Annotated in this window: 28 protein-coding genes, 1 pseudogene and 1 riboswitch; of the genes and pseudogenes, 9 read left to right on the forward strand and 20 right to left on the reverse strand. The window is 53.4% G+C overall.

Annotation, left to right across the window (positions count from 1 at the left end):
* Window positions 1-83 precede the first annotated feature (83 nt).
* From PPRO_RS11215 to PPRO_RS11225, 3 genes are all read left to right on the forward strand, one after another.
* Complete coding sequence (locus PPRO_RS11215; RefSeq protein WP_011736127.1) at window positions 84-536, forward strand: CBS domain-containing protein; 453 nt, start codon at window positions 84-86, stop codon at window positions 534-536.
* Window positions 533-1,027 carry a tRNA (adenosine(37)-N6)-threonylcarbamoyltransferase complex ATPase subunit type 1 TsaE gene (tsaE, locus tag PPRO_RS11220; protein ID WP_011736128.1) on the forward strand — a complete coding sequence of 165 codons (495 nt, stop codon included), beginning with the start codon at window positions 533-535 and terminating at the stop codon, window positions 1,025-1,027. Before PPRO_RS11215 ends, tsaE begins: the two co-directional genes overlap by 4 nt.
* Before the next feature lie 78 nt (window positions 1,028-1,105).
* Window positions 1,106-2,320, forward strand: coding sequence for an aspartate kinase (locus PPRO_RS11225; RefSeq protein ID WP_011736129.1), 1,215 nt, complete (start codon window positions 1,106-1,108; stop codon window positions 2,318-2,320).
* Window positions 2,321-2,405: 85 nt separating this feature from the next.
* On the opposite strand, the gene PPRO_RS11230 is transcribed toward PPRO_RS11225, so the two are convergent.
* From PPRO_RS11230 to PPRO_RS11270, 9 genes are all read right to left on the reverse strand, one after another.
* Window positions 2,406-3,047, reverse strand: coding sequence for a hypothetical protein (locus PPRO_RS11230; protein WP_011736130.1), 642 nt, complete (start codon window positions 3,045-3,047; stop codon window positions 2,406-2,408).
* A 414-nt stretch (window positions 3,048-3,461) separates the two neighbouring features.
* Window positions 3,462-4,007 (reverse strand): tRNA adenosine(34) deaminase TadA, encoded by a 546-nt coding sequence (gene tadA, locus PPRO_RS11235; RefSeq protein WP_011736131.1) that lies wholly within the window; start codon window positions 4,005-4,007, stop codon window positions 3,462-3,464.
* A gap of 63 nt (window positions 4,008-4,070) precedes the next feature.
* Window positions 4,071-4,406, reverse strand: a complete 336-nt coding sequence (locus PPRO_RS11240; protein ID WP_011736132.1) for a hypothetical protein — start codon at window positions 4,404-4,406, stop codon at window positions 4,071-4,073.
* The gene (locus tag PPRO_RS11245) at window positions 4,403-4,813 is read right to left on the reverse strand and encodes a hypothetical protein (RefSeq protein ID WP_011736133.1); all 411 of its coding nucleotides are present in this window, start codon (window positions 4,811-4,813) and stop codon (window positions 4,403-4,405) included. The genes PPRO_RS11240 and PPRO_RS11245 overlap by 4 nt, the downstream gene beginning before the upstream one ends.
* Window positions 4,814-4,868: 55 nt before the next feature.
* Window positions 4,869-5,408: a BPTI/Kunitz domain-containing protein gene (locus PPRO_RS11250; RefSeq protein ID WP_011736134.1), complete on the reverse strand. Its 540-nt coding sequence runs from the start codon at window positions 5,406-5,408 to the stop codon at window positions 4,869-4,871.
* Window positions 5,409-5,499: 91 nt separating this feature from the next.
* The gene (locus tag PPRO_RS11255; protein ID WP_011736135.1) at window positions 5,500-5,931 is read right to left on the reverse strand and encodes a hypothetical protein; all 432 of its coding nucleotides are present in this window, start codon (window positions 5,929-5,931) and stop codon (window positions 5,500-5,502) included.
* A gap of 40 nt (window positions 5,932-5,971) precedes the next feature.
* The gene (locus PPRO_RS11260; RefSeq protein ID WP_011736136.1) at window positions 5,972-7,141 is read right to left on the reverse strand and encodes a hypothetical protein; all 1,170 of its coding nucleotides are present in this window, start codon (window positions 7,139-7,141) and stop codon (window positions 5,972-5,974) included.
* Window positions 7,128-7,922: a hypothetical protein gene (locus PPRO_RS11265; RefSeq protein WP_011736137.1), complete on the reverse strand. Its 795-nt coding sequence runs from the start codon at window positions 7,920-7,922 to the stop codon at window positions 7,128-7,130. The genes PPRO_RS11260 and PPRO_RS11265 overlap by 14 nt, the downstream gene beginning before the upstream one ends.
* A 199-nt stretch (window positions 7,923-8,121) precedes the next feature.
* A riboswitch (cyclic di-GMP riboswitch) is annotated at window positions 8,122-8,197 on the reverse strand.
* Window positions 8,198-8,390: 193 nt separating this feature from the next.
* Complete coding sequence (locus PPRO_RS11270; protein ID WP_041532281.1) at window positions 8,391-8,696, reverse strand: hypothetical protein; 306 nt, start codon at window positions 8,694-8,696, stop codon at window positions 8,391-8,393.
* An 821-nt stretch (window positions 8,697-9,517) separates the two neighbouring features.
* On the opposite strand from PPRO_RS11270, the gene PPRO_RS11275 reads away from it, so the two are divergent.
* The 4 genes from PPRO_RS11275 (at window position 9,518) to PPRO_RS11290 (ending at window position 12,649) form a co-directional block, all read left to right on the forward strand.
* Window positions 9,518-9,952 (forward strand): hypothetical protein, encoded by a 435-nt coding sequence (locus PPRO_RS11275; RefSeq protein WP_198138261.1) that lies wholly within the window; start codon window positions 9,518-9,520, stop codon window positions 9,950-9,952.
* Between the two features lie 154 nt (window positions 9,953-10,106).
* Window positions 10,107-11,561 carry an IS481 family transposase gene (locus PPRO_RS11280; RefSeq protein WP_011734404.1) on the forward strand — a complete coding sequence of 485 codons (1,455 nt, stop codon included), beginning with the start codon at window positions 10,107-10,109 and terminating at the stop codon, window positions 11,559-11,561.
* Window positions 11,551-12,381, forward strand: coding sequence for an ExeA family protein (locus tag PPRO_RS11285; RefSeq protein ID WP_011734879.1), 831 nt, complete (start codon window positions 11,551-11,553; stop codon window positions 12,379-12,381). The genes PPRO_RS11280 and PPRO_RS11285 overlap by 11 nt, the downstream gene beginning before the upstream one ends.
* 19 nt (window positions 12,382-12,400) lie before the next feature.
* Window positions 12,401-12,649, forward strand: a complete 249-nt coding sequence (locus tag PPRO_RS11290; protein ID WP_011734407.1) for a hypothetical protein — start codon at window positions 12,401-12,403, stop codon at window positions 12,647-12,649.
* A gap of 142 nt (window positions 12,650-12,791) precedes the next feature.
* On the opposite strand, the gene PPRO_RS20920 is transcribed toward PPRO_RS11290, so the two are convergent.
* The 3 genes from PPRO_RS20920 to PPRO_RS11300 are packed head-to-tail and all read right to left on the reverse strand — an operon-like array spanning window position 12,792 to window position 13,751.
* Window positions 12,792-12,965 (reverse strand): ubiquitin family protein, encoded by a 174-nt coding sequence (locus tag PPRO_RS20920; protein ID WP_157039992.1) that lies wholly within the window; start codon window positions 12,963-12,965, stop codon window positions 12,792-12,794.
* Window positions 12,966-13,023: 58 nt separating this feature from the next.
* Entirely contained in the window at window positions 13,024-13,524 is a 501-nt protein-coding gene (locus PPRO_RS11295; RefSeq protein WP_011736140.1) for a JAB domain-containing protein, read from the reverse strand.
* Window positions 13,521-13,751: a hypothetical protein gene (locus tag PPRO_RS11300; protein ID WP_041532282.1), complete on the reverse strand. Its 231-nt coding sequence runs from the start codon at window positions 13,749-13,751 to the stop codon at window positions 13,521-13,523. Before PPRO_RS11300 ends, PPRO_RS11295 begins: the two co-directional genes overlap by 4 nt.
* A gap of 32 nt (window positions 13,752-13,783) precedes the next feature.
* On the opposite strand from PPRO_RS11300, the gene PPRO_RS20925 reads away from it, so the two are divergent.
* The gene (locus tag PPRO_RS20925) at window positions 13,784-13,999 is read left to right on the forward strand and encodes a hypothetical protein (protein ID WP_157039993.1); all 216 of its coding nucleotides are present in this window, start codon (window positions 13,784-13,786) and stop codon (window positions 13,997-13,999) included.
* 108 nt (window positions 14,000-14,107) lie between these two features.
* Here PPRO_RS20925 and PPRO_RS11305 read toward each other — a convergent pair whose 3' ends face one another.
* Window positions 14,108-14,713 (reverse strand): hypothetical protein, encoded by a 606-nt coding sequence (locus PPRO_RS11305; RefSeq protein WP_157039994.1) that lies wholly within the window; start codon window positions 14,711-14,713, stop codon window positions 14,108-14,110.
* A 490-nt stretch (window positions 14,714-15,203) separates the two neighbouring features.
* On the opposite strand from PPRO_RS11305, the gene PPRO_RS21265 reads away from it, so the two are divergent.
* Complete coding sequence (locus tag PPRO_RS21265) at window positions 15,204-15,437, forward strand: hypothetical protein (protein ID WP_198138264.1); 234 nt, start codon at window positions 15,204-15,206, stop codon at window positions 15,435-15,437.
* A gap of 26 nt (window positions 15,438-15,463) precedes the next feature.
* Here the strand turns inward: PPRO_RS21265 and PPRO_RS11310 are convergent.
* From PPRO_RS11310 to PPRO_RS20205, 7 genes and pseudogenes are all read right to left on the reverse strand, one after another.
* Window positions 15,464-15,607 (reverse strand): annotated as a pseudogene (locus PPRO_RS11310) (HU family DNA-binding protein); the annotation flags it as partial.
* The gene (locus PPRO_RS11315) at window positions 15,604-17,445 is read right to left on the reverse strand and encodes a hypothetical protein (RefSeq protein ID WP_011736144.1); all 1,842 of its coding nucleotides are present in this window, start codon (window positions 17,443-17,445) and stop codon (window positions 15,604-15,606) included. The gene PPRO_RS11315 and the pseudogene PPRO_RS11310, both read right to left, overlap by 4 nt.
* Window positions 17,442-19,367 carry a hypothetical protein gene (locus PPRO_RS11320; RefSeq protein ID WP_041532283.1) on the reverse strand — a complete coding sequence of 642 codons (1,926 nt, stop codon included), beginning with the start codon at window positions 19,365-19,367 and terminating at the stop codon, window positions 17,442-17,444. The genes PPRO_RS11315 and PPRO_RS11320 overlap by 4 nt, the downstream gene beginning before the upstream one ends.
* Window positions 19,368-19,708: 341 nt before the next feature.
* The gene (gene brxL / locus PPRO_RS11325; protein WP_011736146.1) at window positions 19,709-21,748 is read right to left on the reverse strand and encodes a protease Lon-related BREX system protein BrxL; all 2,040 of its coding nucleotides are present in this window, start codon (window positions 21,746-21,748) and stop codon (window positions 19,709-19,711) included.
* Between the two features lie 16 nt (window positions 21,749-21,764).
* Complete coding sequence (gene pglZ / locus PPRO_RS11330) at window positions 21,765-24,365, reverse strand: BREX-1 system phosphatase PglZ type A (protein ID WP_011736147.1); 2,601 nt, start codon at window positions 24,363-24,365, stop codon at window positions 21,765-21,767.
* A gap of 21 nt (window positions 24,366-24,386) precedes the next feature.
* Window positions 24,387-25,139 (reverse strand): Fic family protein, encoded by a 753-nt coding sequence (locus PPRO_RS11335; RefSeq protein WP_011736148.1) that lies wholly within the window; start codon window positions 25,137-25,139, stop codon window positions 24,387-24,389.
* A gap of 39 nt (window positions 25,140-25,178) precedes the next feature.
* Entirely contained in the window at window positions 25,179-25,844 is a 666-nt protein-coding gene (locus PPRO_RS20205) for a RelA/SpoT domain-containing protein (RefSeq protein ID WP_011736149.1), read from the reverse strand.
* Window positions 25,845-25,847: the final 3 nt, after the last annotated feature.

Consider the following 25,847-nt stretch of genomic DNA (forward strand, 5'->3'; position numbering starts at 1 on the left):
ACGGAACCACAGGAGCAGGGATCCGGAGCGGAAAGCGGATACCCCCGACTGCCGCACAGAGAATCAATCCAAGGAGACTACCCATGCAGACCGTTGCAGATATCATGACCACAGAGGTCATCACCGTGAAACGAGAGACCACAGTGCGGGAACTGGCCGAAATCTTCAAGGAGCACCCCATCGGCAGCCTGCCGGTGGTGGACGACGGCGGCGCTCCCACCGGTATCGTCACCGAATCGGACCTGATCGAGCAGGGGCGCAGCCTGCACATCCCCACGGTCATCTCCCTGTTCGACTGGGTCATCCCCCTGGGGGGCGAAAAGAGCCTGCAGCGGGATCTGCAGCGGATAACCGCCCAAAACGTGGGCGAGATATACTCCCGCGAGTTGGTCTGCATCGCCCCCGACGCGCCGGTCAGCACGGCAGCCGACCTGATGAGCAGCCGCAGGCTGAATTCCCTGCCGGTTCTCCAGGAGGGAAAACTGGTGGGGATCGTGTCGCGCATCGACATCATCCGCAGCCTGATCAACCGATGAAACGGCTCTCCCTGGCGACCTCTTCGCCGGCAGAGACCGAGGAGCTTGGCCGACGCCTGGGAGAAATGCTCATTCCCGGAACCTTCGTCGCCCTGTGCGGGGAACTGGGGGGGGGCAAGACCTGCTTCACCCGGGGGGTGGTGAGCGGAGCGGCGCCCCAAAGCGCCCATCTGGTGGCCAGCCCCACCTTTGCCATCATGAACGAGTATCCCGGCACCCCTCCCATCTATCACTTCGACTTCTACCGGTTATCCTCCTGTCACGAGATTGCCGAACTGGGCTTCGAGGATTTTTTCCAGGGAGAGGGCATCTGCCTGGCCGAATGGTCCGAACGCCTGGAAGAGCTGCTTCCGGTTGAGCGCCTGAGCGTCACCTTCCAGCATGACGGCGACGACAGGCGCATCATCACCATCCAGGCAGAAGGGGCCGGTCCGGAGGCCCTGCTGGAGCGGCTTGATGCCCGCCAGGAACCCAGAAATGCTTTGACCTGATCCGGTTTTGTCTGCTATACAGTGGAGTCCGCCAGCAGCTTGACGGACACCATTACCAGGAAAGGGAGTACCTGAAGTATGGCACTTGTCGTTCAGAAATACGGCGGTACGTCGGTCGGCAATCCCGACCGCATCAGGAACGTCGCCAAGCGGGTCGCCAGGACCTGTGATGCGGGCAACGAGCTGATCGTTGTCCTTTCTGCCATGTCCGGAGAGACCAACAGACTGGTCTCCCTGGCCAACGAGATGTGTGAACTGCCCCACGGCCGCGAATACGACACCCTGGTGTCCACCGGCGAACAGGTCACCATCGCCCTTCTTGCCATGCACCTCAAATCCATGGGATACAAGGCCAAATCGTACCTGGGGTGGCAGGTGCCGATCATCACCGACGACACGGCAACCAAGGCGCGCATCGAGCGGATCGAGGACGCACGCATCCGCGCCGATCTGAACGAGGGGACTATCGTGATCGTGGCCGGTTTCCAGGGCATCGACGCCAACGGCAACATCACCACCCTGGGGCGCGGCGGTTCCGACACCTCGGCGGTTGCCCTGGCAGCGGCCCTCAAGGCGGATGTGTGCGAGATCTACACCGACGTGGACGGTGTCTACACCACCGACCCCAACATCTGCAAGGAAGCTCGCAAGATGGAGAGCATCTCCTACGATGAGATGCTGGAACTGGCCAGCCTGGGCGCCAAGGTCCTGCAGATCCGCTCGGTGGAGTTCGCCAAGAAATACAACGTCAACGTACATGTACGTTCCAGTTTGAATGACAATACCGGTACCATGGTTACGAGGGAGAACAAGGATATGGAAGGGATTCTCGTTTCAGGCGTTGCCTATGATAAGAATGAAGCCAAGATCGTCGTCATGGGGGTAGCCGACAAACCGGGTACCGCCGCCAGGATCCTGTCGGCGCTTTCCGACGCTTCGATCCCGGTGGACATGATCGTACAGAACGTGAGCCAGGCCGGCCTGGCAGACTTCACCTTCACCGTCAACAAGACCGACCTGAAACAAGCCATGCAGATCACCAACCAGGTTGCCGGCGAACTCCAGGCCAGGGAAGTCATCTCCGACGAGAAGATCAGCAAGATTTCCATCGTCGGCCTGGGCATGCGCAGCCACGCCGGCGTGGCCACCACCATGTTCTCGGCACTGGCCGCCGCCAACATCAACATCCAGACCATCTCCACCTCGGAGATCAAGATCTCGGTGATCATCGACGACAAGTACACCGAACTGGCCGTGCGCGTGCTGCATGAGGCATTCAACCTGCAGGGATAATCAGCAGCCTCAAAGCGCTGAACGACATGAGCCCCGCCGGAATATCCGGAGGGGCTCATGTCGTATGCAGCTGAATCAAATGAGATTAGCGGTGTCTACCGTGATCCCGATCCTGCCTGCGGTCATTCTTCATTTCGCGGTTCTCGCGCTTTTGTAAGTCCTTCATGGCGCGCTGTTCCTGCTTGTGGTCGAACTTCATCTCGCGCTGCTCTTGCTTGTGCTCGAACTTCATTTCGCGCCGGTCCTGTTTGCGCTCTTCCTTCCAGTCTCGCCGGCGGGTATCCACGAACACCGGCCTGCCCCCCTGATCGGGCCTGAAATAGCGGCCGCGGTAGTGATCATGGTCCCTGCGATAGCCTTGGTATTCCCTGTCGCGACGGACGCGGATATACTCCACACCCTGGCGGCGCACAACCAGCGGCAGACGCTCCTGACGGACACCGGCCCAGGGGCCGTTGTAGTGGTTGGAACGGTACCAGGCGTTACGGTAGTTCAGGTAGTAGAAGTCATCGACATAAACAATATCGTAGGGAATACCCACACCAACGTAGATACCCAGGCTGGGCGGCACCAGGAACAGCGGCGGACTGGCAAACACCACGGCCGGTGGAGCGGCAACCACAACGGGCGCGGGAATACCGAGGTTGACGTTGACGTTCACCCCCGCCAGCGCGGACATGGGCACCGAGAGTGCCGCAGCACAGAACAGCATGAATCTCTTTTTCATAATCTTCTCTCCTCCTGAATAGTCAATCCACCAGAAACTACAGCAACTTGCATGCCGAGTCCAGAGTTTTGCACGGCAGGCCAACCAATGCTACGCCTATTTCAACTGTTTTGTGATCCAAGTAGGGGTTAGGAGTCCCCCGCGCGCCGGGCCGGAAAGGCTCGCTGACGCAAATGGGGTATGACAGGGCGCATTCGGGTCACCTGGCAGCACTGTTGCCAGGTGACCCGAAAGTGTACTATACATGCGGATCATGATCCCCGGGTTGCGGACTCCGCCCCGCGGAGCCGACAGCCCTGCCCGGCTGCCGACCGCTCCCCGTGACGGACAGCGCCAGGATTGGTGGGGTGACCGGCGTGATCCCCCGACAGGTGATCCGCTCCATTCCCGGCGCCGGAGTGTCGTTCCGCAACATCAACAGCCCTGTGGAGTTCCGGGAAGCTCTCCAGCGGAGCTAAGGCGCGCCTCACGCCTGCGCCTCCTCAACTCGGCGAAGAAGCCGCTCAAAAGCGACGAGCAATCGCGCTCCAGCACGCCGGGCAGCAGTTCCACACGATGATTGAGACGGGGATCGTTGGAGAGATCGTAGAGCGAACCGGCCGCCCCCCCCTTGGGGTCCAGGCAGCCGAACACGACGCGGGGGATGCGCGAAAGGATGATGGCGCCCATGCACATGGTGCAGGGTTCCAGGGTTACATAGAGGGTGGTGTCCAGGAGTCGCCAGGAGGAGAGCTTTCGGGCTGCCTTGCGTATGGCGATCATCTCGGCATGGGCGGAAGGGTCCTGGGAACTCTCCCGCAGGTTGTGGCCGCGGGCGATAATCCTGTTGTCCCTGACGATCACGCAGCCGATGGGGACCTCGTCCCTGCTGCGGGCCTTGCCCGCCTCGGCTATGGCCCGCTGCATCCAGTACTCGTGGCTGCGGGCGATACTCTTCTTTTCCACGATCATGACCGGCATCTATACCACAGAGGGGGGAAACGGGCAAAGGGAATCCTGGGGGAGGGGTCACGGCACGTCATGCTACCTGGTCATGAGGTAGCTGACCAACAGAAAGCCCAGGGCGAGCAGCACGAGGATCACCCAGGAGATAAGGCTCGTGCGCCTTGCCTCTGCGGGGGAAACGTTCCCCTCGCCTGACAGCCGCCTCACCAGGGAGCGGGAAAAGCGTTGGAAGGCCAGCAGACCCGCTGCACCCAGCAGAAGCCAGGCCATGATGCCGGGCAGCGGGGCATCGGCGCGCCTGGTCACGTCCAGCACAGCCATGGTAAAGCCGGCCACCGCCACCAAGCCGGCCAACAGTTTTCCCAGCATCAGCGGCAGCTGCTTCATCTCCGACCTGAAGCAGGCCCCGCTCACCGGTCCGTCTCCGCCCGTTTCACCCTCAGTACGCAGGTCGCGCTCCAGGGAGTAAAGAGCATGGCACACTCCATGGTCCCCTCCAGCACGGCATGGCGACCATCCATGGCCGCCACCCTCTCCCGCAATTCAGGGGGCACGCTCAGCCGGATCCGCTCCACCACCCGCTCCGACCTGCTCCCCTTGGCAAAGTGGATCGGCTCATCCAGCACCAGCCATGTCCCCTGCTCTGCAATGATTCCGCCCAAGCTGGTTTCCCTGACCACGCTGTACAAGGACTGCCCGGAATCGGCACTCTTGGTGTTTTGATCGTCCCCCCCAGCACCATCAGCTTTGACAGCAGCACCAGCTCCCAGACTGACCGCGACGCCAGCCACCAGCAGCACTGTTTTCAGCATCCGCCTCATGTAGCCCTCCCCTGACCTCTCTCCGCTGTTGCTGCGAGATTGCGCCATGTATCAATCAGTCGAAGATAACCTGCGGGTTCATCTCTCCCGGCGAGCGCCAGTCGATGCCGTACCTGTTCTTGAGCAGCCGCTTCTTGGTCTCCCAGTAGATGTTGACGAAACCTTCCCCCCCCCGTCGGGGATGATCGGCCAGCAGAGCCTTGACCTCGTCATCGATGTTCCTGAATACCACGGCATGGCGGGGGTCATCCTCCACCGGATCGCGGAGCAGACCGGAACGTTTCTCCACGGCGGGCTCGACTCCCGGCATTTTCCCCTGGACTTCCCCCGATGCCGGAGGTTCGCAGAGCTGACGGCACTCTTCCAGGCTCTCGAAGGGGACCACCGCTCCGCAGCCATCGTAGATGTACTCCCGGCATGTGCCGCTCTTCTGGTCGAAGCGGTAGCGCTCCATCATAGCCTTGCAGGGGCCGTTGACCGGCTCAAGCCGGCACCTGTCGGCCAGAACGGCCCCTTGGGGAGCGCAGGCGGAGCAGAGCAGGAGCAGTGCGGCAGAGACATATGTAATGAGCGGAACAGGCGGATGGTTACCCATGGTGGTTCTCCCTCGCTGCGTGGCAGGCCCGCCCAATCCGCCGGACCTTTCGGGCAGGACGGCAGAACAGGTGCGCATCACGGTCAGCGGTTCATTGGATCTGGCGCGGCGCATCACCCTGTATGTTCAGGTTGACATCCACGTCCTGATCGGAATAGGACGTGCCCTGACAGGACACCCCAGTAAACCTCATCTTCACAAACCATCTCCCCGGCAGTTGCGGTGTGCCGACGATCTTGAAACCGTCGACCTTCAGACCTGGGGGGAGATACCCCTCCACGATGCGCGGATTATCGGCATTCCAGCTTGGTTGGCAATTTGCCCGTGGCTCACTGACCATGTGATAGCCAACGGTGCCGTTCATGCCCTGATAGTAGATCCCCAGGGATGCCGGAGAGGCAACGGCCCGCCTTCTCGTATCCAGCCGTGTGTCCCGGGTTTGCGGGGTGACCTGGGCACACCCGGCAGCAAGCGTCATGAGCAGGGCGGAAACAACCAGTGTACGTTTCTTGCGGATGAACATGTTCATACCTCCTTGAATAGAAGTGACGAAAAACAGGCCCCTAGTCCAGCAGTGGTGGCGGCATGTGCAGGCTACTACCGCTTCCGCAGCCGGTCAGGCACCCGTCGCGGTACTCCCGCAGACATCCCTTCAGGCAGCCGAGCTCACCCATATCCCTCTCCATGCGCCGGGACAGCTCCCTGACCTGCGCCGCATACTCCTCGTTCTGCCGGGTCAGGCTGTTGATCCTGTACCAGCTGACGCATTCCGCGACCACGTTGGAATAGGCCTGGGCGCTCATCTTCAGATGACTGAACGGCGGAGCGATAATCCCGGCCATCCAGCCCAAGCCGTCGACGAGACTGTCATAGTCGTCGGCCCGTTTCGTATTCCATTCCCGCAGATCGTAGTTGGTCTTCAGGGCGCCAAGGTTGTCCAACTGCCGCAGATTGTACCTGGCAAGCTTCTCTTCGCGGGCAAGCCACTGCCGCACGGCACGGTATTGCTCGCGCCGAGTGGGATCGGACGTACTGGCCAGCAGGTCCGCCGACCTGACGGACTGTTTCTCGATCTCCTGGAGACGTTTTTTCAGGAGAGTGCCCAGCTTGTATGTCCCGTACTCAAAAGGAAGACTGAGCAGATACTCAAGACCGTTGCGCCAGGTGTCGTTCACCGCCTCGTCCACCGTCCCCTTCCAGGTTTCGAATTCGGCGGTACTGGCGCGCAGGGTTTGCGTCAACCCCTTGAGCCGCCCCTGGATCCTGCGCAGATTCCGTTCCAGGTCGACGACCCGTTGCAGGCTCCTCTGCAGTTCCCGGGGCAACGGATGTGCGCTATGCAGGGCGTCGTCGTTCGCGAGCGCAGTGGGTGACAGCAACGACACCAGCTGCACCTGCCAGGTGTACGCATCCACAGCCGAGCGGTAGTCGCCGATTCTGGCCAAGAGATCCGTTTGCCGCTTCCGGCAGGAGGAGGCGCGCGAAGAATCAGCGGCAGGAACCCGGCTGCAGTCAGCATTCAAGGCTCCGATATCAGCCTCCAGCGCCTGGCGCATGGCGTCCAGTGACGCTTTCCTGCGCTGAAGCCTGTCATGGTCATCCTGGTTGATGCCGGATGGCGGCCGGGGTGGGGAGGAGATGGTCTGGGCAGAGGCACCGACTACCGGAGCCAGCAGGATGCAGAGGAGAAGCAACAACCCCATGTGGTGAAAGGCAGGGCTATTTTTTCCCATGGGGGGCCCCGGCCTTCTGCAGTTCCACCTGAATGGAGAAGTTCAGGAAATTCTCCTGGTTCCTGGCATTACTGATCTCCTGTTTGATCCGCACCAGCTCCACCGGGTTGGCTTTCGGCTTTGTTTGCAGCTCATTCAGCCTGGTTTCCAGGTTAGCCCGTTTTTTACGCGAGCTGTCCCGTTCCCTTTCGATGCGGTCAATGGCGGGGGTCCGCTTGTCCGGTGCGACAACCGGATCCCGGTATCCGTAATACTGATTGTAGACAACGGGAGGTGGAAGAGTGCCCGCATTCGATCCCCCCGTATCGAACCCCTGCCCTGACAGGGGCCTTCCCGTTGCGGAGTTGCCGCTCTGCAGCGCCTGATTGCCGTGGTGGACAGTCGACAGCAACTGCTGGCCTGCCAGTCCGGACTGTCTGGCCGCCTCTTCCCGTGCCCGTTTCAGATTATGCTGCAGGGAGGGGTTGTAGGGAGCGTAGGCCAGCGCTTCCTGAAAATTGCGTATGGCGCAGTTCCACTCTTTGCGCTGAAAGCAGCCGATTCCCCGCTCGTTGGCATTGTTAAGCGCCCTGGCGCGCGCCTGTTCGCGCTGTTCCGGGGTCGGGCCGGCCGGCTCTGGGCGCTGTGTCTGTTCCTCTCTCCCGCTGGAGTCGCCGCAATTTCCCACACACTCCGGAGCGCCCACCTCGGGGATACTGCCGGAGTGGGCAACGGAGCAGGGTGCGCTGAGGGCAAGAACAAGACACAGCGATAACCAGCGTAAAAGCATCCGGTTCTTCATGGCAGGCCTCCCCAGTGCATTGTGTAGCCATACTGATCCATACGGAAATTTCCCTCCAGAGCTTCACCCACGACCCGCACATATAGCGAAAACAGACTCATCGACATGATCCGCATAGCTTCCAAAACAGGCAAAAAAAACCACACTTCCCGTGTATAAACCGAAAGCGTGGCTCTTATGCAAAATATTCTTCCCTCACTTCGACAACCCCTCTATCCCTCTTCGGGATGGTAGTTTTGCGACACACGGTTACCCGTGCTGTGCACCGTCGGTGGCAGTATATAACTGAATCAATTGAGTTTACTGGTAGACAACCATGACAATGTCAACCTGTCTACTCTTTAACGGCTTATGCCAGCCATTCCCAGACTCACTCAGAGTCAATCCGGGATACCGAGCAATTGCATCGTCATTATATCGGCTGTCGTCAGGACTCTATCGCAGCAATGAGCCGAAAAAGACCTGCTATCAACGACCAGTCCGGGGTTTGCTTTCCAGGGCAGCCTTCATGCCCTTCTCGATTTCCGGATCAAGCCAATCCCTTTGTTCCGGGAGCGAATGGAACACCTGCCCAAGAAGAAATCGCAACCACAGGTTTTCCTCCAGAAGCTCGTCTCTCAGTTGCCGCGCCTTCATCTCCTGTCGGTACTCGCACCACGGACGATGCTTGTCGAGTTCGCCATTGATTTCAAGCACCGGCACCTTGCAGCTTTTGCATTGTCGATAAAGGCTGCCGTCGCCCATTGGTTCAGTTGGATAATCGTTGTAGTTCATTGCTGCACCTCCGATACTGCACACAGTACGCTCTGTAAGTGTCTAAATATTCAATCCATTCTTCTTTAAACCAGTCAATATGGACACGAGGGTTTTGTTCCAAATCGGCAAGGGAGCTACTGGCCGCTGGTACTACCCCGTCGTACCGAGTCCGTTTTTTGCGGGTTGCGACAAGCACGATACACCAAAAGAAAACAGCCACTCAGGAAGGATCCTAAATGGCTGTTTTTTATGGTGCGACTTCAATTTAACTGACGACGTAAATGATTGTAATTTATAAGTAATCATAGGTTATGCTTTCCTTGGTATACCGAAATATATACCATTAAATATTATGCTCGAACAATTCGTCGGTATTTCTGGCAGTGAATACAGCAAATTTTCCGTGGCGCTTTCCATAGCATATATTTAGTGATATTGCTACCGATCAAAGCACAGCTATTCAATATTCATCCGGAAATAACGTCGTGGTAACTGACCGGTCCCATTCCGTGATTATCCATATTTTGGGCAACCCTTCTTTCATATAAACCGAGAAGAGTCGTTCGCCATGCTGAGGCTGATCAGAAAAATTGATGGAAATTAGGCGAGAAATAGACGAGAAATGTGAGGAAAAGATGGAGAAGCCCCCTCACTTTTCTTGGCGGAATCGACGGGGGCTCCTCCTTGCCCAGCAGGAATCAGGCAGGAGTCATGCTACCAGAAATTATTCAGCGTCAGAAGCTTTTTTCCCTCCTTCATAACATCGACGTCGACCTTGCCGAGGGGGTGCGCTCCCTTGGTTGCCCTACTGTTCGGGACCGCTGCACCGAGGCGCCTATGTGCGCAAACCCCGTGGCGGCCCCGCCAACCTGTTCGAAACATTCTTCATACGCCATAGTCTTTGCTGCGGTCGTGAAGGTTGCCGACGACGGACCTTGCCGCCATCGGTGCTCTTCCTGGGCCGGCGTGTTTATTGGGGCGGGGTGATCGTTGTCGCCACAGCCCTTCGCCAACAGCGGGAAAAGGGTTACAGCGCCCGCAAGATCATGGACCTCTTCGGCGTCACCCTCTCGACTTTCAGACGCTGGCTGGCGTTTTTTCGCTCGACCTTCCCGCATACCTCAACCTGGCAAAGATTGCGCGGTCTCCTGATCCCTCCAGTGGCGGCGGAAGCGATTCCGTTGGGGGTGCTGGAGCGCCTGGGGCTTGGCCGCGACGGCCCGGAAACGGCGTTGGTGCGCTGTCTGCGACTGCTTGCGGGATGCGGCTTTTGAACAGGATCGGCGAGGGAGCTGGACTGTCGTAAGGGTCCGCGCAAAAGATGGCGGATTCGCATCGGGCTCGGAATGGTTTATAAGGCGGCTCTTGGCTGACCCGAAGGTGCTCCACAGTGGAGACGCCTGGATGGCGGCCGGAAAGGAGCCTTAAATGAAGAAGAATGTAGTCCCGAAGCAGCGCTGGGCCAGGTTTCGGCTGCAGGTGATCGGACCGCTATTGGCGAGCCCTGCCGCGAGCGGGGAGTTGCAGGGAAAGATCCGGGAATTGAGCGAGAGGGTGTACCGGCATCCCCTGCTCCCGGAGAAGTCTATACGACTTGGTTTTTCCACGCTCGAACGCTGGTACTACCAGGCGAAGGACGCCGCGGACCCGATCGCTGCGCTGAGTCGCAAGGCGCGTTCGGACGCCGGGTGTCAGATTGCGCTGTCCGAGGCGCTCTTGAGCGCCCTGGAAGTGCAGTATGCCAGGTATCCTCGCTGGACGGTGCAACTGCACTACGACAACCTCGCCGCCGAAGTGGCCCAAAAGCCCCAGATGGGAGCCTTGCCGAGCTACCAGAGCGTGCTTCGCCGAATGCGGGAGAAGGGGTGGCAGAAAAGGCGCGAGCCCGCGAACCCGACCGAAGGACAACGCCGCGCCGTCCGGCGCCGCGAAAGCCGTGAGATTCGCGGCTATGAGGCGAGCCACGTGCACGCCCTGTGGCACCTCGACTTCCACCAGGGAAGCCTCAAGGTGCTGGACGAGGAGGGGGGCTGGCAGACGCCCCTGGTGTGCGCGGTTCTGGACGACCGGAGCAGGCTCTGCTGCCATCTGCAGTGGTATCTGGCGGAAAGCGCCCAGAACCTCGCGCATGCTCTCACGCAGGCGATGCTGAAACGTGGGCTTCCCAGGGCTCTGATGACCGATAATGGAAGCGCGATGCTGGCGGAGGAAACCCGGGAGGGGCTGGCCCGACTCGGGGTGAGCCACGACACAACCCTTCCTTACTCGCCCTATATGAACGGGAAACAGGAGGTGTTCTGGGCGCAGCTTGAGGGACGTCTCATGGAGCTTTTGCGCGGGGTGAGCCCCTTGCGGCTGGAGTTCCTCAACCGCACCACCCAGGCGTGGGTCGAACAGGACTATCACCGCCGTACCCACAGCGAGATCGGCTGCGCTCCGATCGAGCGCCTGCTCGCCGGACCGGAGGTCTCCCGCTCGGCTCCCGACATGGACTCCTTGAATCTCGCCTTCACCCGCCAGGTTACGCGCACCCAGCGCAAAAGCGATGCAACCGTGACGGTCGAGGGGGTGCGCTTCGAGGTCCCGTCGCGGTTCAGGCATCTCCCCCGCCTGACGTTACGCCATGCCGGTTGGGACGTAAGCCGGATGGTTCTAGTGGATCCCGACAGCTGCAATCCCTTGGCCCGGCTGCTCCCCCAGGACAAGGAGAAAAACGCCTCCGGTCAGCGCCGCACTCTGGAACCGGTTGCGGCGCAGTCGGCCCAGGCGAACGCCTCACCCGAGGAGATGCCCGCACTGCTTCGCAAGTGGCTGGCGGATTACGCCGCCACCGGGCTTCCACCGGCCTATCTTGCCGTGAAGGAGGGTCCCGATGAACGATAAGACTCTCCTGGCCCTCTACGGGCTCAAGTACAACCCGTTCGTGCCGGCGCTTCCCGTGGAGGCGCTCTGGCCGCTGCCGGGCGCCGAACTCTTTGCCCGGCGCCTGGAGTCCCTGGTCTCCCAGGGCGGGTTCTCCCTGATCACCGGTGAGCCGGGCTACGGCAAATCGAAGACCCTGCAGTGGCTTGGCGCCCGCCTGGGACAACTGCCCGACATCGTAGTGGGGGTGATGGAGCGCCCCCAAAGCAAGGTCGCCGATTTCTATCGCGAGCTTGGAGAGCTATTCGGCGTTCAGCTCAATCCCGCCAACCGGTATGGCGGATTCAAGGCGCTGCGTGAGCGCTGGCGCGCACACTGTGCAGCGACTCTCTTGCGCCCGCTGCTCCTGGTCGATGAGGCTCAGGAGGTCAGCTCCGAGTGCCTGACCGAACTGAGGCTCCTGCAAAGCGCGAGCTTCGACTCCCAGAGCCTGCTCTTCACCGTGCTGTGCGGCGACGCCCGGCTCCCCCAGCGCTTCCGCACCCCGGAACTCCTACCCTTGGGCAGTCGCATCCGCGCCCGCCTGGAACTCTCCGCGCTCACCCCGCAGGAGCTGGCTTCCTACCTGGACTACGTCCTGCAGAAAGCCGGGGCGCCCCAGTTGATCGCACCGGAGCTGATCCAAACCCTGGCAACCCATGCACACGGAAACCTGCGGGTGCTCACACACATGGCGGCGGAACTGCTCACCGCCGCCGCCGAGCGCAACCTCCCGCGCATCGACGAACCCCTCTACTTCGACCTATTCACTCCTCCCGTGCGTCAGCCGCGCCGTTCCTGAAATAGCCCGGGAGGTGGATATGGAATGCACTGTGTATAACCCCCAGAAAAGACGGCTGGAAACGCTCGATGTGGAGATCACGGAGGAAAATACGACATGGTTCCGCTACCGTCGGAATATTAGAAGCATCACCATGATCACTGACTGGAACGGAGGACTGCTCATCAAGACAGGGTTTAACTATCCGGTCTATCTGTATGACGTATCGAGGGAGGACATCGGTTACAGCCGGAAGAAGGCAAGGGAGCTCATGCGGCAACTGAGGTAGGAAAAACCTGGGGGCGGCGGATGAACCTACTGTTATGCAGGGCTCAACCGCCGCCCATCCAGCATCCATGATCGTCAGGTCAGGGCCTGCAATGATCCCTCAATTAGCAAGTCTGAACCTCCCTCGATTATCGTGTTTACTCTCAATGCTGTAGGGCAAATTCATTGGTAACTCGATCTTCATCGCAAAGATCACCCCAGTCTCCGGCCAGGTGTCGTTTCAGCGACAGGTGAACATGTTTGGCAAAATCCTCGTTGGTGGCAATTAAATCATTTACGCCTCTGGTCACGACCAGCTGCCCTGGATTGAATTTCATCTGAATACTCCTTTCGGTTTGTCGGCATGCATATGGCATCCTATTGTCGTTTTATTCCTTACAGCAGTCCCTGGCTGGCAAACGAATGAAAGTTGTCGCCGATAATGATGTGATCCAATACCTTCACGCCGATAAGCTCTCCTGCTTCCTTTAATCGTTTTGTTATTTCAATGTCCTCTCTGCTTGGCGCTGGATCTCCTGAAGGATGATTGTGCATCAGGATAATCGCTGCTGCCGATGACAAGAGGGCCGTTTTGAATACTTCTCTTGGGTGGACAACGCTCTGATTCAATGAGCCGACTGATACTTCGTCAACGCAACAGATACGGTTTTTGCCGTCCAAGTGTATGGCAAAGAAATATTCCTTCGTTTCATGCCGCAAAAAGTTGAAAGTTTCGAAAACCTGCTCCGGACTGCTGTATCTGGTGAACGGCTTCAGATAACGGCTATTCCCCTCTTTGATGGTCAATGTTTCATATACCGCTCTGATTTTCTTGAGCCTGATCGCTCTCGGTTTCGCTGGAACCTGTTCCTGGCCGAATAATGTTTCAATTGTCATGGCGATGTCCTCTTTAGTCGATTGGTATCAATGTCAATGGTGTAGCCGTTGGATTCCAGGATCGACCAGAGGTCACTCATTGCAGAACCAAGCAATTCAGCGTCATCCTTGCCGATTTCGTACTCCTCTAAAGCTCCAGCCACTTTCTCAATGCTCCTGATTGCTCCCGCAACAGCTTGTAAGATTTTGCGGTTGATATGTCCTTCCGGTGAATGCTGCAAACTCATGGCGCCGCCTCCTACGCGGTATCAAGCTATTCATGGCTGTTGTTCACCTTGAATGGCTCGTTGTTCCTCTTGAAAAATTCAGGGATTCATTGGGGTCTCATTACAGTTTCTCCTCTCCTATTGTGTTGGCCGGTCTGGTGGTTACACTGCTGACCTTCAAGCAGTTCGGCGGCAATAATCAGCCGCTGTCTTCGCAATGTTTGGCAACGACAAACACCGGAACGCAGAAATTCCGGAATCAGAAATGATGGTTGTTTGGATGTTAAGAACTGAGGGGGAAACAGCTGGTAAAGCAGGTTGTTAAAGAAAAGGTTGAACTTAGTTCGTCGTGAGCAGAAAAGCCTTATGGTTGTGGTCTATTCGCGAATCCTGTTCAACAAGAGGCATTCGCGATCATCATAATCACCCAAAATGTATTTACGGTCGTCAGGCGTTACTGCCTGATTGAATTCTTTGTCCAACCAGTCCATACGGATTTTCAGATTTGGCGTATGGTGGCCGGTAGTCGAAATAAACTGAACAGAATCATTATTGATAAATCTTGTGGTACGCGGGTATGGATCATAGCAATACAGCCAGCCACGTTCATATCGAATGCCCAGTATGCAATGCCATTCGTACCGGCTTAGATGCACGCAGAGCAATGCCGCACCATTTGCATTGAGACACTTGATGATCCTGCTGTTTCGGCGTAAATGTACCTGTTCGCCAAAGATATATTTGGTTTCGATGGTAAACTTCACATAACTTTTTTCATTGTAGCAGTTGAGCCAAAAGCCTAGATCCTGAATCGCACGCCCCGATGTGCCGCGAGCAGACTCATAATCCAGGCAGTCCCTATAAACCCGTTGAACCACGAACGGTGGTATTTCCTTTCTGCCAAATAGATAAACCAACGCGTTGATTAACGAAGTCGGTACGCAATCGAACTCGGATGCTTGCTGCCTGAATGGTACTTTCATTACTGCCCCATTTCCTCGATGTAAATGATGATTCGATAGCCTTACCTTCTCTGATTGACGCCTAACACCCCCCCCCTTTATGCAAGTCACTTTTGCACGTCGATTGCTAGACGCACCTCAACACATTCGGGGAACCAGTGTCGGAAACCCTTCTCAAAAGTTTGTAAATATCGAGCGAGTTGCCTCAACTGATCGATATCAAGCCGTTTTAATTGTGTTAAAAGTGGATTCGCGATGGAAAAATGATGAGTCGATTGGTCGTGTTGCTGACATGATGATTGCGTGAAATTGCCGACAAAACATTTTTTTGCTTGCAATTAATTTAACACATATTTTGCGATAAATCAAGTAATTGCTGATTAATATCGGGTAGTTATGCTAATAAGGTAGCCAAAGTTGTTATAAAAAGTCAGGACAAATAGTCAGCGATCAGTCTCAACTTCACCGTCACATTCCTGCCTTCATCCGGTCGCTAGATCGGAGAGATAATTTGACTACCGTTGTCCTCCTGGTGAGGCACTTCTGGCAGATGACATCTGCAAACGGGAAAAAGCGTGTTACCGATGTGGCTGATGCCGAACAGCTGCTCAGGCTCGGCTCATTCAGTCCATTCCATCCCCCAAAGCGGACACCTCATCAGGCCCTGGTGCGTATTCCGGTCCATGCCGACCGTTGTTCCGGTGGTGAAGCAGACCGGTTGTATGTGAAGTATAGCTGGGAGTAGTTAACCAGGTGGAACTAACCAACCACCCCCCTTCCAGCAATTTTGAGTTTTTCACCGGCCTCAAGTGTTGCCTTCATAATATCGAAGACCGTTTCCAACAAATCGGCGCAATCCTTCTTGGCAAAGCCGGTCTTTTCATAAATCCGCTCAACTATGTCTGCTTTGGTCACTTTTGTTCTCCTTTGCATGATTCTGAATCTATCACTCCCCATATTGGTAACCGCCAGATTTCGGGTGGCAAGGGAGTTTGATGTTTCAGACAGGCTAAAACAAGAACAGAAGCAGGAAGCCATTCTGGGAACTCAAATTTCTGAGCTTCTCGCGATTGCCGAACGAATTGTTCTATATTTTCCACAATTCTCTTACTGTCCAAATCACCCTGAATATTGAAAACAGATAGAGCCTGACATTCTCCCTCATAAGAAAGACTTTTGATGAGAATCCGTGATGCCCAGTCTTCTGGAGGCGCCCACCCCATCAGGTCTATCGGCTCACAATTCTTTAGTTGATTGCCGGATGAATCTTGGGCAAGTATTATCTGTTTGTAATAAAGGGCAATGAGCTTTTCGCGTTTTTCAGGGTCAAGGCAGAAGGCTATTTCTAACAGGCAGAGCAGTAATAGCGAGCTTTGGTCCGTAAACTCGGGAGGCTTTTCGTTTGTAGCCAGATACTCAAAAACCGTTTCGAGAGAATTCCCTCCTTCGATAAATGGTAACCATGCAGTTTTTGACCGTCTGACGAGAAGATTGCGTTGCAGGTTAAACAGCCATTTATAAATATCTTCAATTCTCCCTACCTGCCAAAGTGTCCGCCAGATAAGAAATTGCTCAATATGATTAATGTCAAGTATTGGCCTCATAGTTGAAGGATTCGCGTTCATGAAACCAATCAACCAATCAGCTATTTCGTTAAGCATTTTCAATTGAGCTTTTTGCTCTTCTTCAGGCGGGTCAGTTCCAAATTCCGCAAGACCAACTGCCAAAATACCCAATCGGGCTACATGCCATTGTGCAACAATGGCAGAAGCAACTGAATCAAGGTATGTTCCTGAACCTCTTGATTCAAGGCTGTGCTCGGTCGCAAGCTCTTTAGCATGAGCACGATAATATTGATGCAACTCTGGCAGGTACATACCGAACCAAATCTCTAATATGGCTTGTTTCACTCCATTTTTGTCGGCAGTGCGAAAAACTTCCCAAATTGCCAGCATCGCCCATTCTGCAAGGTCTAACCACCCGGTTCCAGAACTTGGATTTATATTTCCTTGCTCTCTAAGAATTATCAAGGCAACCGGTAACAGCCGAACATTTCGCTCTCCAACATTACCCGTGAGCAAATCGCTCAAAAAACGATTCCAATTCGGTATTAATTGTTGCGTCCAGGCATCAGAACCGTGTCTGAAATCGGCAAATTGTGATGATATGTAGCTGAATAAACTGAAGAATCTTTGTGGCAGCAAGGATGGGGTTAATAGTTTGTCTTTAACCTTTTCGGTAATAGTCGTGAGATTCCATCTTTCAAACGATAGAGGAATAGTCCCCCGGATTGTTGGCCCCAAATTTTTAGTAAGATTTTCAAAATATTGGATGCCTGTTTGGTCCTCGTCTTTATTGTAGGCCAGGATGATACGGACCGCTTGTATCTCTAGAAACTCTGGAGCTTCGAGATTTGGGCTTGCAGCATTGCGCAAGTCATAATCGAAGTTATTTGAATTCCACGTAGAACCCTTCAAAACCTCATCTTTCAAGACAAAAATGTACAATACCTTTTTGTCTGGGGAAATAAATGAAAGGTCAACGCCAAATTCTGGTTCAGTTTTAGTTTTCGAGATTTCGTCTGGGCCGCCACGGATAAACGGCAATCGATATGGAATTAATTCATCTGCGAGTGCAAGATTATAGATTATCCAGTCAAAACCGAATTTGGTTGACGATTTTTCTTCACGAGTCCTTTCTCCAAGGCTCCGAATATAATATGTCAAAAAAGAAGTCGTAAATTCTGCACTCATGCTTCTTCCTCCAAGACGATACCTTTCGACAGTGCGTCAATTTGGGCTGAAGCATGTAGGCGACGGAATGCCATGCCTTCAGGGTCAATTAGTTCAATACGTGGCATTTCAATCGAATTTGAAAATTGCTTGAGCGCAGTTGATTCACCAAGATTACCTTGCATAAATGTTCGCCATGACCGGCCGTAAAGCAGCCGATATTTCTTGCAGAGCTGAGAAAATACAGATAATTCCTCCGCCCCTTTTGAAACTTCATTGTTGAATCGTCGTGCATAGTTGCGTCTGGCGAGACGGTAGCCTGGTACATCCATTGCGCAAACGCTTGAATTATGAATATCCTTCAGCAAAGTAAAGTAATTATTAACCGTATCGGTTACTTTCTGCAAAAGAGGAATACCTTCAGCTCTCCGCTCAAATTCCTCTAAACATAATCCACTGTAATTCTTGGCCTGAAGCACCAGTTCATCATAGAAGTCATCCTGTAACGATTGTTCGGCGCTCAGAATTTTGGGGATTAAGCATATGAGAATGTTCGCTATTGACCCTCCATTCATGTGCGTCCGCTGAATCTCATAAAACGCCAAGCACAAATTACTTTCGGAAAGATTCTCCACCAATACATCAGGGAAAGAGGTCACTTGTAATTTGTCGAAAAGAAATAATCCTAGCTTTCGGCATTTTGAATCATTAGAAAAGCACAGCTTTCCGACCATCTCGTTAAGGTCTTTGCTATTCACCTCGTTAAAGAACCACTCAAAACTACGCGGTTCGTGCATAATTGCTAGAAGAGTACTGGCATTTGCATTAGCTAATTTGGTAAAAAATTCTGTGAATGCTTCAAGATTGTTCTTTTGCAAAGATACTAGTATATGTTCGAGTCGCCCCCATGTACCACCGTTTTCAATTGGAATCGGCTGAATATTCACAACCAAATCAAGCAACTCCAGATTATTGTTTTCGACATATTGGGCAACGCAATCAACCACAGAGTATTTTGCTTCTGGCGAAATTCCGGCCGACACGTTTGTCATGAGCCATGTTAGGCAAAAATCATAGTTTTCCTGCGGTATAGTTGGAACAAGCAAGGAGCGGCATACAATCCAAAATGCCTCGTGCTGTTCGACTGGTGTTTTGAGCTGAAACTGTTCCGCGAGTTTTTGTAAATCTTCCAATGACATTTGGCCTCTTTGTGCAGTTTGCACCCAAGAGCGTCGGTAAGCGGAGCGCATTCTTGCATTTGTAGATGTGAAATATTCCGACTCCAGTACGTCGAAATCATCTGACATTTTTTTTTGTTTTGCGAGTGCCCTCAGAGTTCCGAGCAAAAAAGCGGCTATAGCAACATCAGAATCGTCATCGCTTCCATACAAGCAATGGATTGTCCCCAAAGCAATACCAGGATGCTTTTCGCAGATAATGCCAAGAGACTCCCAAAATACTCCGGATGCCAAATCGTTGCCGATTCGTCGCATTATGGATGAAAGCCATTCAGCAGCAAATTCTGGTCGGAGTTTTACACGGGATAAAAAATGCGGCAGGCTACGAAGAGATTTAAAAAAAGGATAACCCTCGATTGAGGGTAATATTCTGAGGAGTTCCTCAAATTCTTCGACAGTAAGAATTTCAGGAGTTACGGACCAAATGCTCCCAATAGCCTGTTCTACTTGAATACTCCATCCAACGCATGAGAGGAATTCATTCAGGCGGGCATAAAATTGCGGAGAATTGGGAATTTTTTCTGGGTATAGCAACCTTAAAATTCCGAGAGAAGTTTGAGCATCGGAAATTATGCAATTCAGTTCCTCAGTAAGTTTCTCCTCTAGGTCACCTACCTGAATAGGTTCAACATTATCAGATTGTTGCGCATCTTGTTGCTTTAGTATTTCAAGCAATATCGGCGTATTAAGGTCAAGATAATTCATTATCACTCCAGGCCGCAACCTAGGTCTAGCGGAACGAACTCTGGATTATTACATTTCGTTCCACATGAATGGCATATTAAGTAGGGTTCATAGTATTTAACAGCATTCAACTCTTTGCAGTGAGAGCCTTTTGCATACTTCATTATTGGCTTTCCTTAAAAACAGGATAATCAGTTGAAATATCAGGCATTCACATAAGCAACCGGATTCTGCGAGCCTTTTGTCAAATAAGCAGTTACACAATGTCCGAAATACTTGCTTCTGATTTCTTCTGAAGCTAAGCCCGTCTTTGCAAGGGACTTAAGTGAGAAACGGATTTTCTTGTATTCATGCATATGGTCCTAATCCACCCCCAGCGCCTTAAATACCGCATCCACCGGATCAGCATAAAAACTGGTCTGGAACTTGGCGAACAACTCCCCCGGTATCGTCGGTATGTCTTTGACACTGCTCATGGGAATCAGAATCCTTTTTGCTCCTGCATCAAAAGCAACCTGGAGCGATTCGGCCAGGTTCTCCGCCGGAATAATGCTCCCCCCAAGGCTCATGTCACCCAGAATTACCATTTGGCTTTGTATCGGCTTGCCCAGTAACCCCGAACAGAAACAGACAAACGAGGCTATGGTCAAAGCCGATGCAGGTCCGGTATTATGCAGCTCAACCATGTGCATGTGGTAATCATGGTCAATCGCCTTGGCGATTCCGCTTACCCTGGTCAGATTGGCTTTGAAATAGTCGAATGCCACCTTGACCGGCTCTTTCGCATTTTGGGATGTGCCGAACCCCGACAGGGACAACTTCCCATTGCCGCCGATGACCTGCAATTCAAGGCGATATAGGCCAAGCATGCCGCCAGATCCGGTTGATACGGTGTGCAACGTACCCGGTTTCAGCTGTCCTTCAGGGATGAGGGAGCTGCCTCCCTGCTCGGGAACTCCGATAAAGCGCTCTTCCATGCTTTCGTTGTCGATATAGCTGAAATGAACGTCGTAAAATTCCATGCCACCGATTTTCTTGAGCTGTTCCTTGATCCTCCTGCGGACCTCCAAGGCATAGTGCAGGCATTGGCGTACTGCTTCCTTGTCAAATTCACCATGGGGATACAGGAGCTTCAATAGCCCGGATACCGTTCGGCGAACGGCGATGGTATCCCGCTGGTTGAGGTTGTTCCCCAGCTTGAAAAACTTGTCGATGGCATCCGAGAAATTGTACTTCCGCATCTCCCGCAGATATTCGGCAAGGTAGTCTACAATCAAGCCATACTGGTTGGTGAAGAACTCCGGCCGCATCTTCGGAACTTCCCAGCCGGGGATGTAGCAGTGGAAGCGGTCGAAGAAGGCTGAATCAATCATGCTCTCGGGGAATGGTGCCAGCAGATGGCTGGTTTTGACCAAGGTATCCACCGGTTGGTTGATGTTACCGACGAAGACCATGGCAGCATTGGCGGAAATCTGATCTTTACCCCTGGCAAAAGAACCGGAAGCCATGTAGTCCTTCATGATCTGGACGCCATCTTTGTCCTTGAAGGATATGCCTGCAACTTCGTCGAAGGCGACCACATCCCACATACCCACAAGGCCAACCTGATGCGACCCCATGTTGTAGAACAGATTGGCTACGGTCGTCTGTCCGCCGGAAACAAGGATGCTGTTCGGACTGATTTCCTTGTAGATATGGCTCTTGCCGGTTCCCCTCGGGCCAAGCTCACAGAGGTTATAGCCGTTCTCGACAAAGGGGATCATTCTGGCGATCAGGTGCCACTTAACCCGCTGCTCCAGCACGGAAGGTTCCATGCCGGTGGAGCGGACAAGAACATCCATCCACTGTTCCTGGCTGAATGCCTTGCGACCTTCAAACAGCCCCTCCATGTCCATGTTCGGCATCTGAATCGGCTTCAGGTCACCGATGCTGAAAGGAGAGCCCTTCATATTCTCTTCGTAGAAATAATTAAGGGTGACAATGCACCAGATCCCGCCGACCAGCAGCTTTTCGTACTTCTTGACGGTGCCACTGGCGATCTCAACCCCCTTCACCCCCAGGTTAGACAGCAGAGCTTCATAGGTATCCCGTTTTTCATTCAGCTTGACCGTAACCTTGTCGATGACCTTATAGGTTCCCAGTTCGCGGATTTTGGACTTCACCTTCTCGGCTTCGTCCGGACGGACATAGTTCTCGGCCAGTATCTTCTTGACGTTCACCAACCCGTCCTGAATGACCTCTTCGTTATCCGAAGCGCAATACATCCCCAGAAGGTATTCCAGGACATAGACTGGAACGTTCGCCCCTTCCTTCACCAGCTTGGTCAGGTCTTTCCTGACGACCTTACCGGCAAAGTGCTGGTTCAGGAGGCTGTCCAGGCTGCAATTCAATTGGGTATCCATACCGGTTCCTTGATGGTCAGAATTCATTTCCAAATGATAAATCAATCGTCAGCGGAATCCGCTCGATTTCGGTCTTGTCCGCTGCATCACGGAGCACCAGGTAATACTCTTTTTTCTTGTCGTAATTGCCTGCCTTGACCATGAGGCTGGCCGACTTCTTGCGGTCGTTCATCTGGTCGGATGCGCTGTCAAAGGTCAGCGTCATTTCGTTGCTGATGAGCTGGTCAACGTCACGCAGGGAAACCGTGAGGGTTACGGGCCTGACTCTTTCCGAGATCGCCTCGGTCTGGATGAACTCGAACCGCTGCATGTTATTGACAATCTTCTTCACCGTACCAAGGAGAGAAACATTGACCTTGCCCGGCTTCTCGACCCCACGGACCCCCTTCACTGATACTATCGGCACAACAATCTCCTGCAACATCGCCCCGCCGTGGACATAACGCGCTCCACCTGCAAAGTGGAACCGGTTTGCCCCCTTGGGTATCCAGAATTCAACGCTGTTCGTCGTTCCGGCCGTTATTGAGGTGTAGCCATGCCAGGCTTTGGCGTTTCCCCCCAGGTCGTTACCCAGCAGATAGCGTTTCTTGGCCTTGAGCGTACCTTCCGGCTTGGTGTCCAGGCCGCTCTTGTCATTTTGTCCGGGATAGGTCTCCTGGAACAGGAACCCGTGGTCGGCGGTAATGAGTACAAGACTGCCGTTAAGGTTGTTGATTATGTAGCCGGTCAGGGCTGTCAGTTCGTTGATTGTTTCACGAACAGAACGGAATGTATTGGACTCGGTTGAAGCCGTATCGCCGGTTGCATCGATTTGGTTGTGATAGATGTAGATGAGCCGGTGCGGCTTGACAAATTCCCTCCCCTTGTCCTTGCTCATGGCCAACAGCTCTTCTGCCTTGATGAGCGTTCCGGAGTATTCCGCAAGAATCTTGTTGCGCTGCTCCAATGAAGCGGTCGGCTGGCCATCTACCTCGACATCGCCACTTGCCTTGTAATCGAGCGAGTTATGTGGCAGAAGTGCCGCCATTCCCAGGGCGGTATAGCTTGGAAGCACTCCCAGTTGGGATGAGATGTCGGCATCGAAGCGGGTCTTTGCATTCAGTTCATCCGTAAGCTCTGCCGCCGCTTCATAGCGGAGGGCATCACTGATGACCACATAGACCCGCCCTTGCGGAAAGGCTTTCAAGGCCGGCTCGACGCAAGATTTAAAGAAATCCTGCTGGTTCGGGATATTGTTCAATCGCCAATCCTGCAATAAGCCGGTGCCATGCGGCGGCTCTATCATCGTTCCCCATGTCACGGCAACCTGGTCGATAAACCAGTTGCTGTAACAGTTCTCAACGTCAGCCCTCAGTCCCTTGAGGATATCCGTTCCCGACAGTTCAATCTGGTCGGCCTTCTCGTGAAACTGCCGGTAAAGCTGGTCAAAACGGTAAAGCTCACCGGTGTAGGCTGCATACATGCCGGATGCATCGGGATAGCTCAAGCCGGTCTGATGCCTGCTTCTCAACTCAAACAGGTCAGCCGCTGCCAACAGCGCCCCATAGAGAGTGCGGTAATTGATAACGCCGGAAGAGATTTGGGCATTGGACCAATAGCCATCGAGCCGGTGGGCGACAACCGATTTAATCTCGTCACCGAAGGAATAACCGTTCTTCATTTTTGCCAGCATGCAAAGGATTATCCTTCGTTCAACAGCCTCGAATGTCATTACCTCCAACAGGGCCTGCTCATCGAGGTCACCCAGCTGGTTGTCCACCTTGAGTTGCTGGGCAACATTCCCTGCCAACTCGTTATAGCACTTGTAATGATTGATATTACTGCGCCAGTGATTGGCAAACACGGAAGCGGTCAGGGCAAGGCTTTTGCTGGGTATGACGAAATGCTGCAACGATAAGGGAACAGCGCCTTTCAGGGTTTTCGCAAAATCCGTAACCAGGATGCGAATGAGCAGGTCATTGACGCTCGGTTCTGGTTCGGTATAACCAAACGTGGTGGCAATGAGATTCCAGAAAGGTTTTAAAAGGTCATATTTGCCAATTTCTTCCCAAGACATTTGCGAAGCAAGCAGGAGTTGTTGCTCGCCTGAATTGCATAGTTCCCCAAACAGTTTCATCAGGATTGAGAAGATATCGGGTAGCTCGGCCCTGGATAAGACCGCCAGCATCTTCAAATCAAGTTCGTTCTCGACATCCTCAGGCTTCACCCATTTCTTCAGGCGATTCAGGCGGTCCTGATTGCGGAAAAATGTTCTTCTGCTGGTCAGGAATGGTCGAAGAGCCTGGCTGGTCAAACCCAGTTCATTCAGAAGGATGGAAGCCTGGTCCGCATGGAAAATGCGGCTATAGAGGCGGATGTCCAGAAGCCAGTCGTTCTTGGCATCCGGTTCCACAAATGGGGCATACAGAAGGTATTTACCGGTGGTGTCCTGAAGCTCAAGGAGTATCTTGATTTCCAGTGAGCCGATTTCGTCAAGGCGGATGACTTTCACCCCGTCAAGCTTCAGGTCTGGCAAACCTTCCTCAAATTCCCGGTCGGTATCGTACCAGAAGACGATGCGTTGTTTCTCTTCCTTGAATATCTTTTGCAGCGTATCAGTCAGTTGATGTTTGGGCATGGTTTCTCGCTATATCGAGGTCTATTTCCTGTCAAGGCTCTCCAGCAGGCGCAGATATTCCTTCTGGCTTTCCCACACGCAGCAGGAGATGAAATTTACAAACGGCTGATTGTCGCCTTTGTTGGAATCACGGAGGACAGAGATATAGTCGCCCCGGATTATGGGGGGAATAATGGTGATGGGGTATCCAGCCTGTAACAGGGCAAGGTTCATCAGCAGTCGTGCGGTTCTGCCGTTGCCGTCAATAAAGGGATGGATGGTTACAAGATTAAGGTGCAGCATGGCGGCATACTCAACCGGATGCATCAGAGATAGTGACGGTATACTGTTTATAAAATCCTGCATGGTGAGTGGTATATCAGATGGTGGCGGCGGGGTGAAATCGGTTCCAGTGATGATGACGTTACGATCCCGGTATTTTCCGGCTGTTTCAGCTTGAATCCTGTAATAGAACAGCCGATGCAGTCCAAGAATGTCGTCCTCTGTGATTTCCTGGCTGCCAGCCAGTTTGTAGAGAAGGTCAAACGCTTCGCTATGTCCGACAGCCTCAAAGTGATCCTTCAGGGGCTTTCCGCCGATGGTGATACCATCCTCCAGAACCACTTTGGTTTCGCTCTCCGTGAGGCTGTTACCTTCAAGTGCATTGCTTGACCACGTCAGGCCAATACGGTAATACTCTTTCAGCTGTTTGACTTCGTAAGCGTCAAGCGGACGGTGTGACCGAATTTTTTCATGAAGCTTGTCGTTATCGGTTAGTCGATTTTGGTATTTCATAGCGCACCTATTGAAATATTTATATGAGGAGAGCCAATGTTATTGGCTACTTCGGAAAATTGAATCAACAAGGCGGCTTCCAGCTCCAACGAGCTTGGCAAGGACTCGAAGCTGTTCTCTACACGAGACTTTATCAGATGGTTCAGGGTAATTAAGTGTGTGGTCAACTTCTCCCCATATCTCTTCGAATAAGGTTCTTACCTGTATTTCGCAGCATAAAGGTGAATCAGATCTTGGTTTCACCAAATAATGAACACTTGTGTAAAAACTTTCTTTTACATGAACCTCGATTCCAATATCCTCAAAAAACTTTTGTGACTCTGGGTCCCAAGTGTAAGCTTTTGGTGCTTCTGGGAGGTACCAATCATTAAGGTCATTTACCTTGGCAAGAACCTCGTTATGAATGAGTGGAAATTGGTCTTGATAAAGGTGCATAATTCTAACCCCAGCTAAATCGGTAATTCTATCAAAAATATTTTCCGGACCAATTGGGTTTTCATCAGTCCATTTGCGGAATAATTTATCTTTTAGATGGTCTCTACTCTTAATTCTTGCTTTAACCGAATGCACAATTGGGAATTCTATTTTGACTAATTTAGGGTGTGTCTGAAACCACTGACTAACTCCGGTCATAAATAAATTTAACTCATGCAATTTGTTGTCAAATGCGAGTAGAGACTGCTCAATTAAATTTTCTTTTGGCATTTG

The organism is Pelobacter propionicus DSM 2379, from assembly GCF_000015045.1.
Classification (GTDB): Bacteria; Desulfobacterota; Desulfuromonadia; order Geobacterales; family Pseudopelobacteraceae; genus Pseudopelobacter; species Pseudopelobacter propionicus.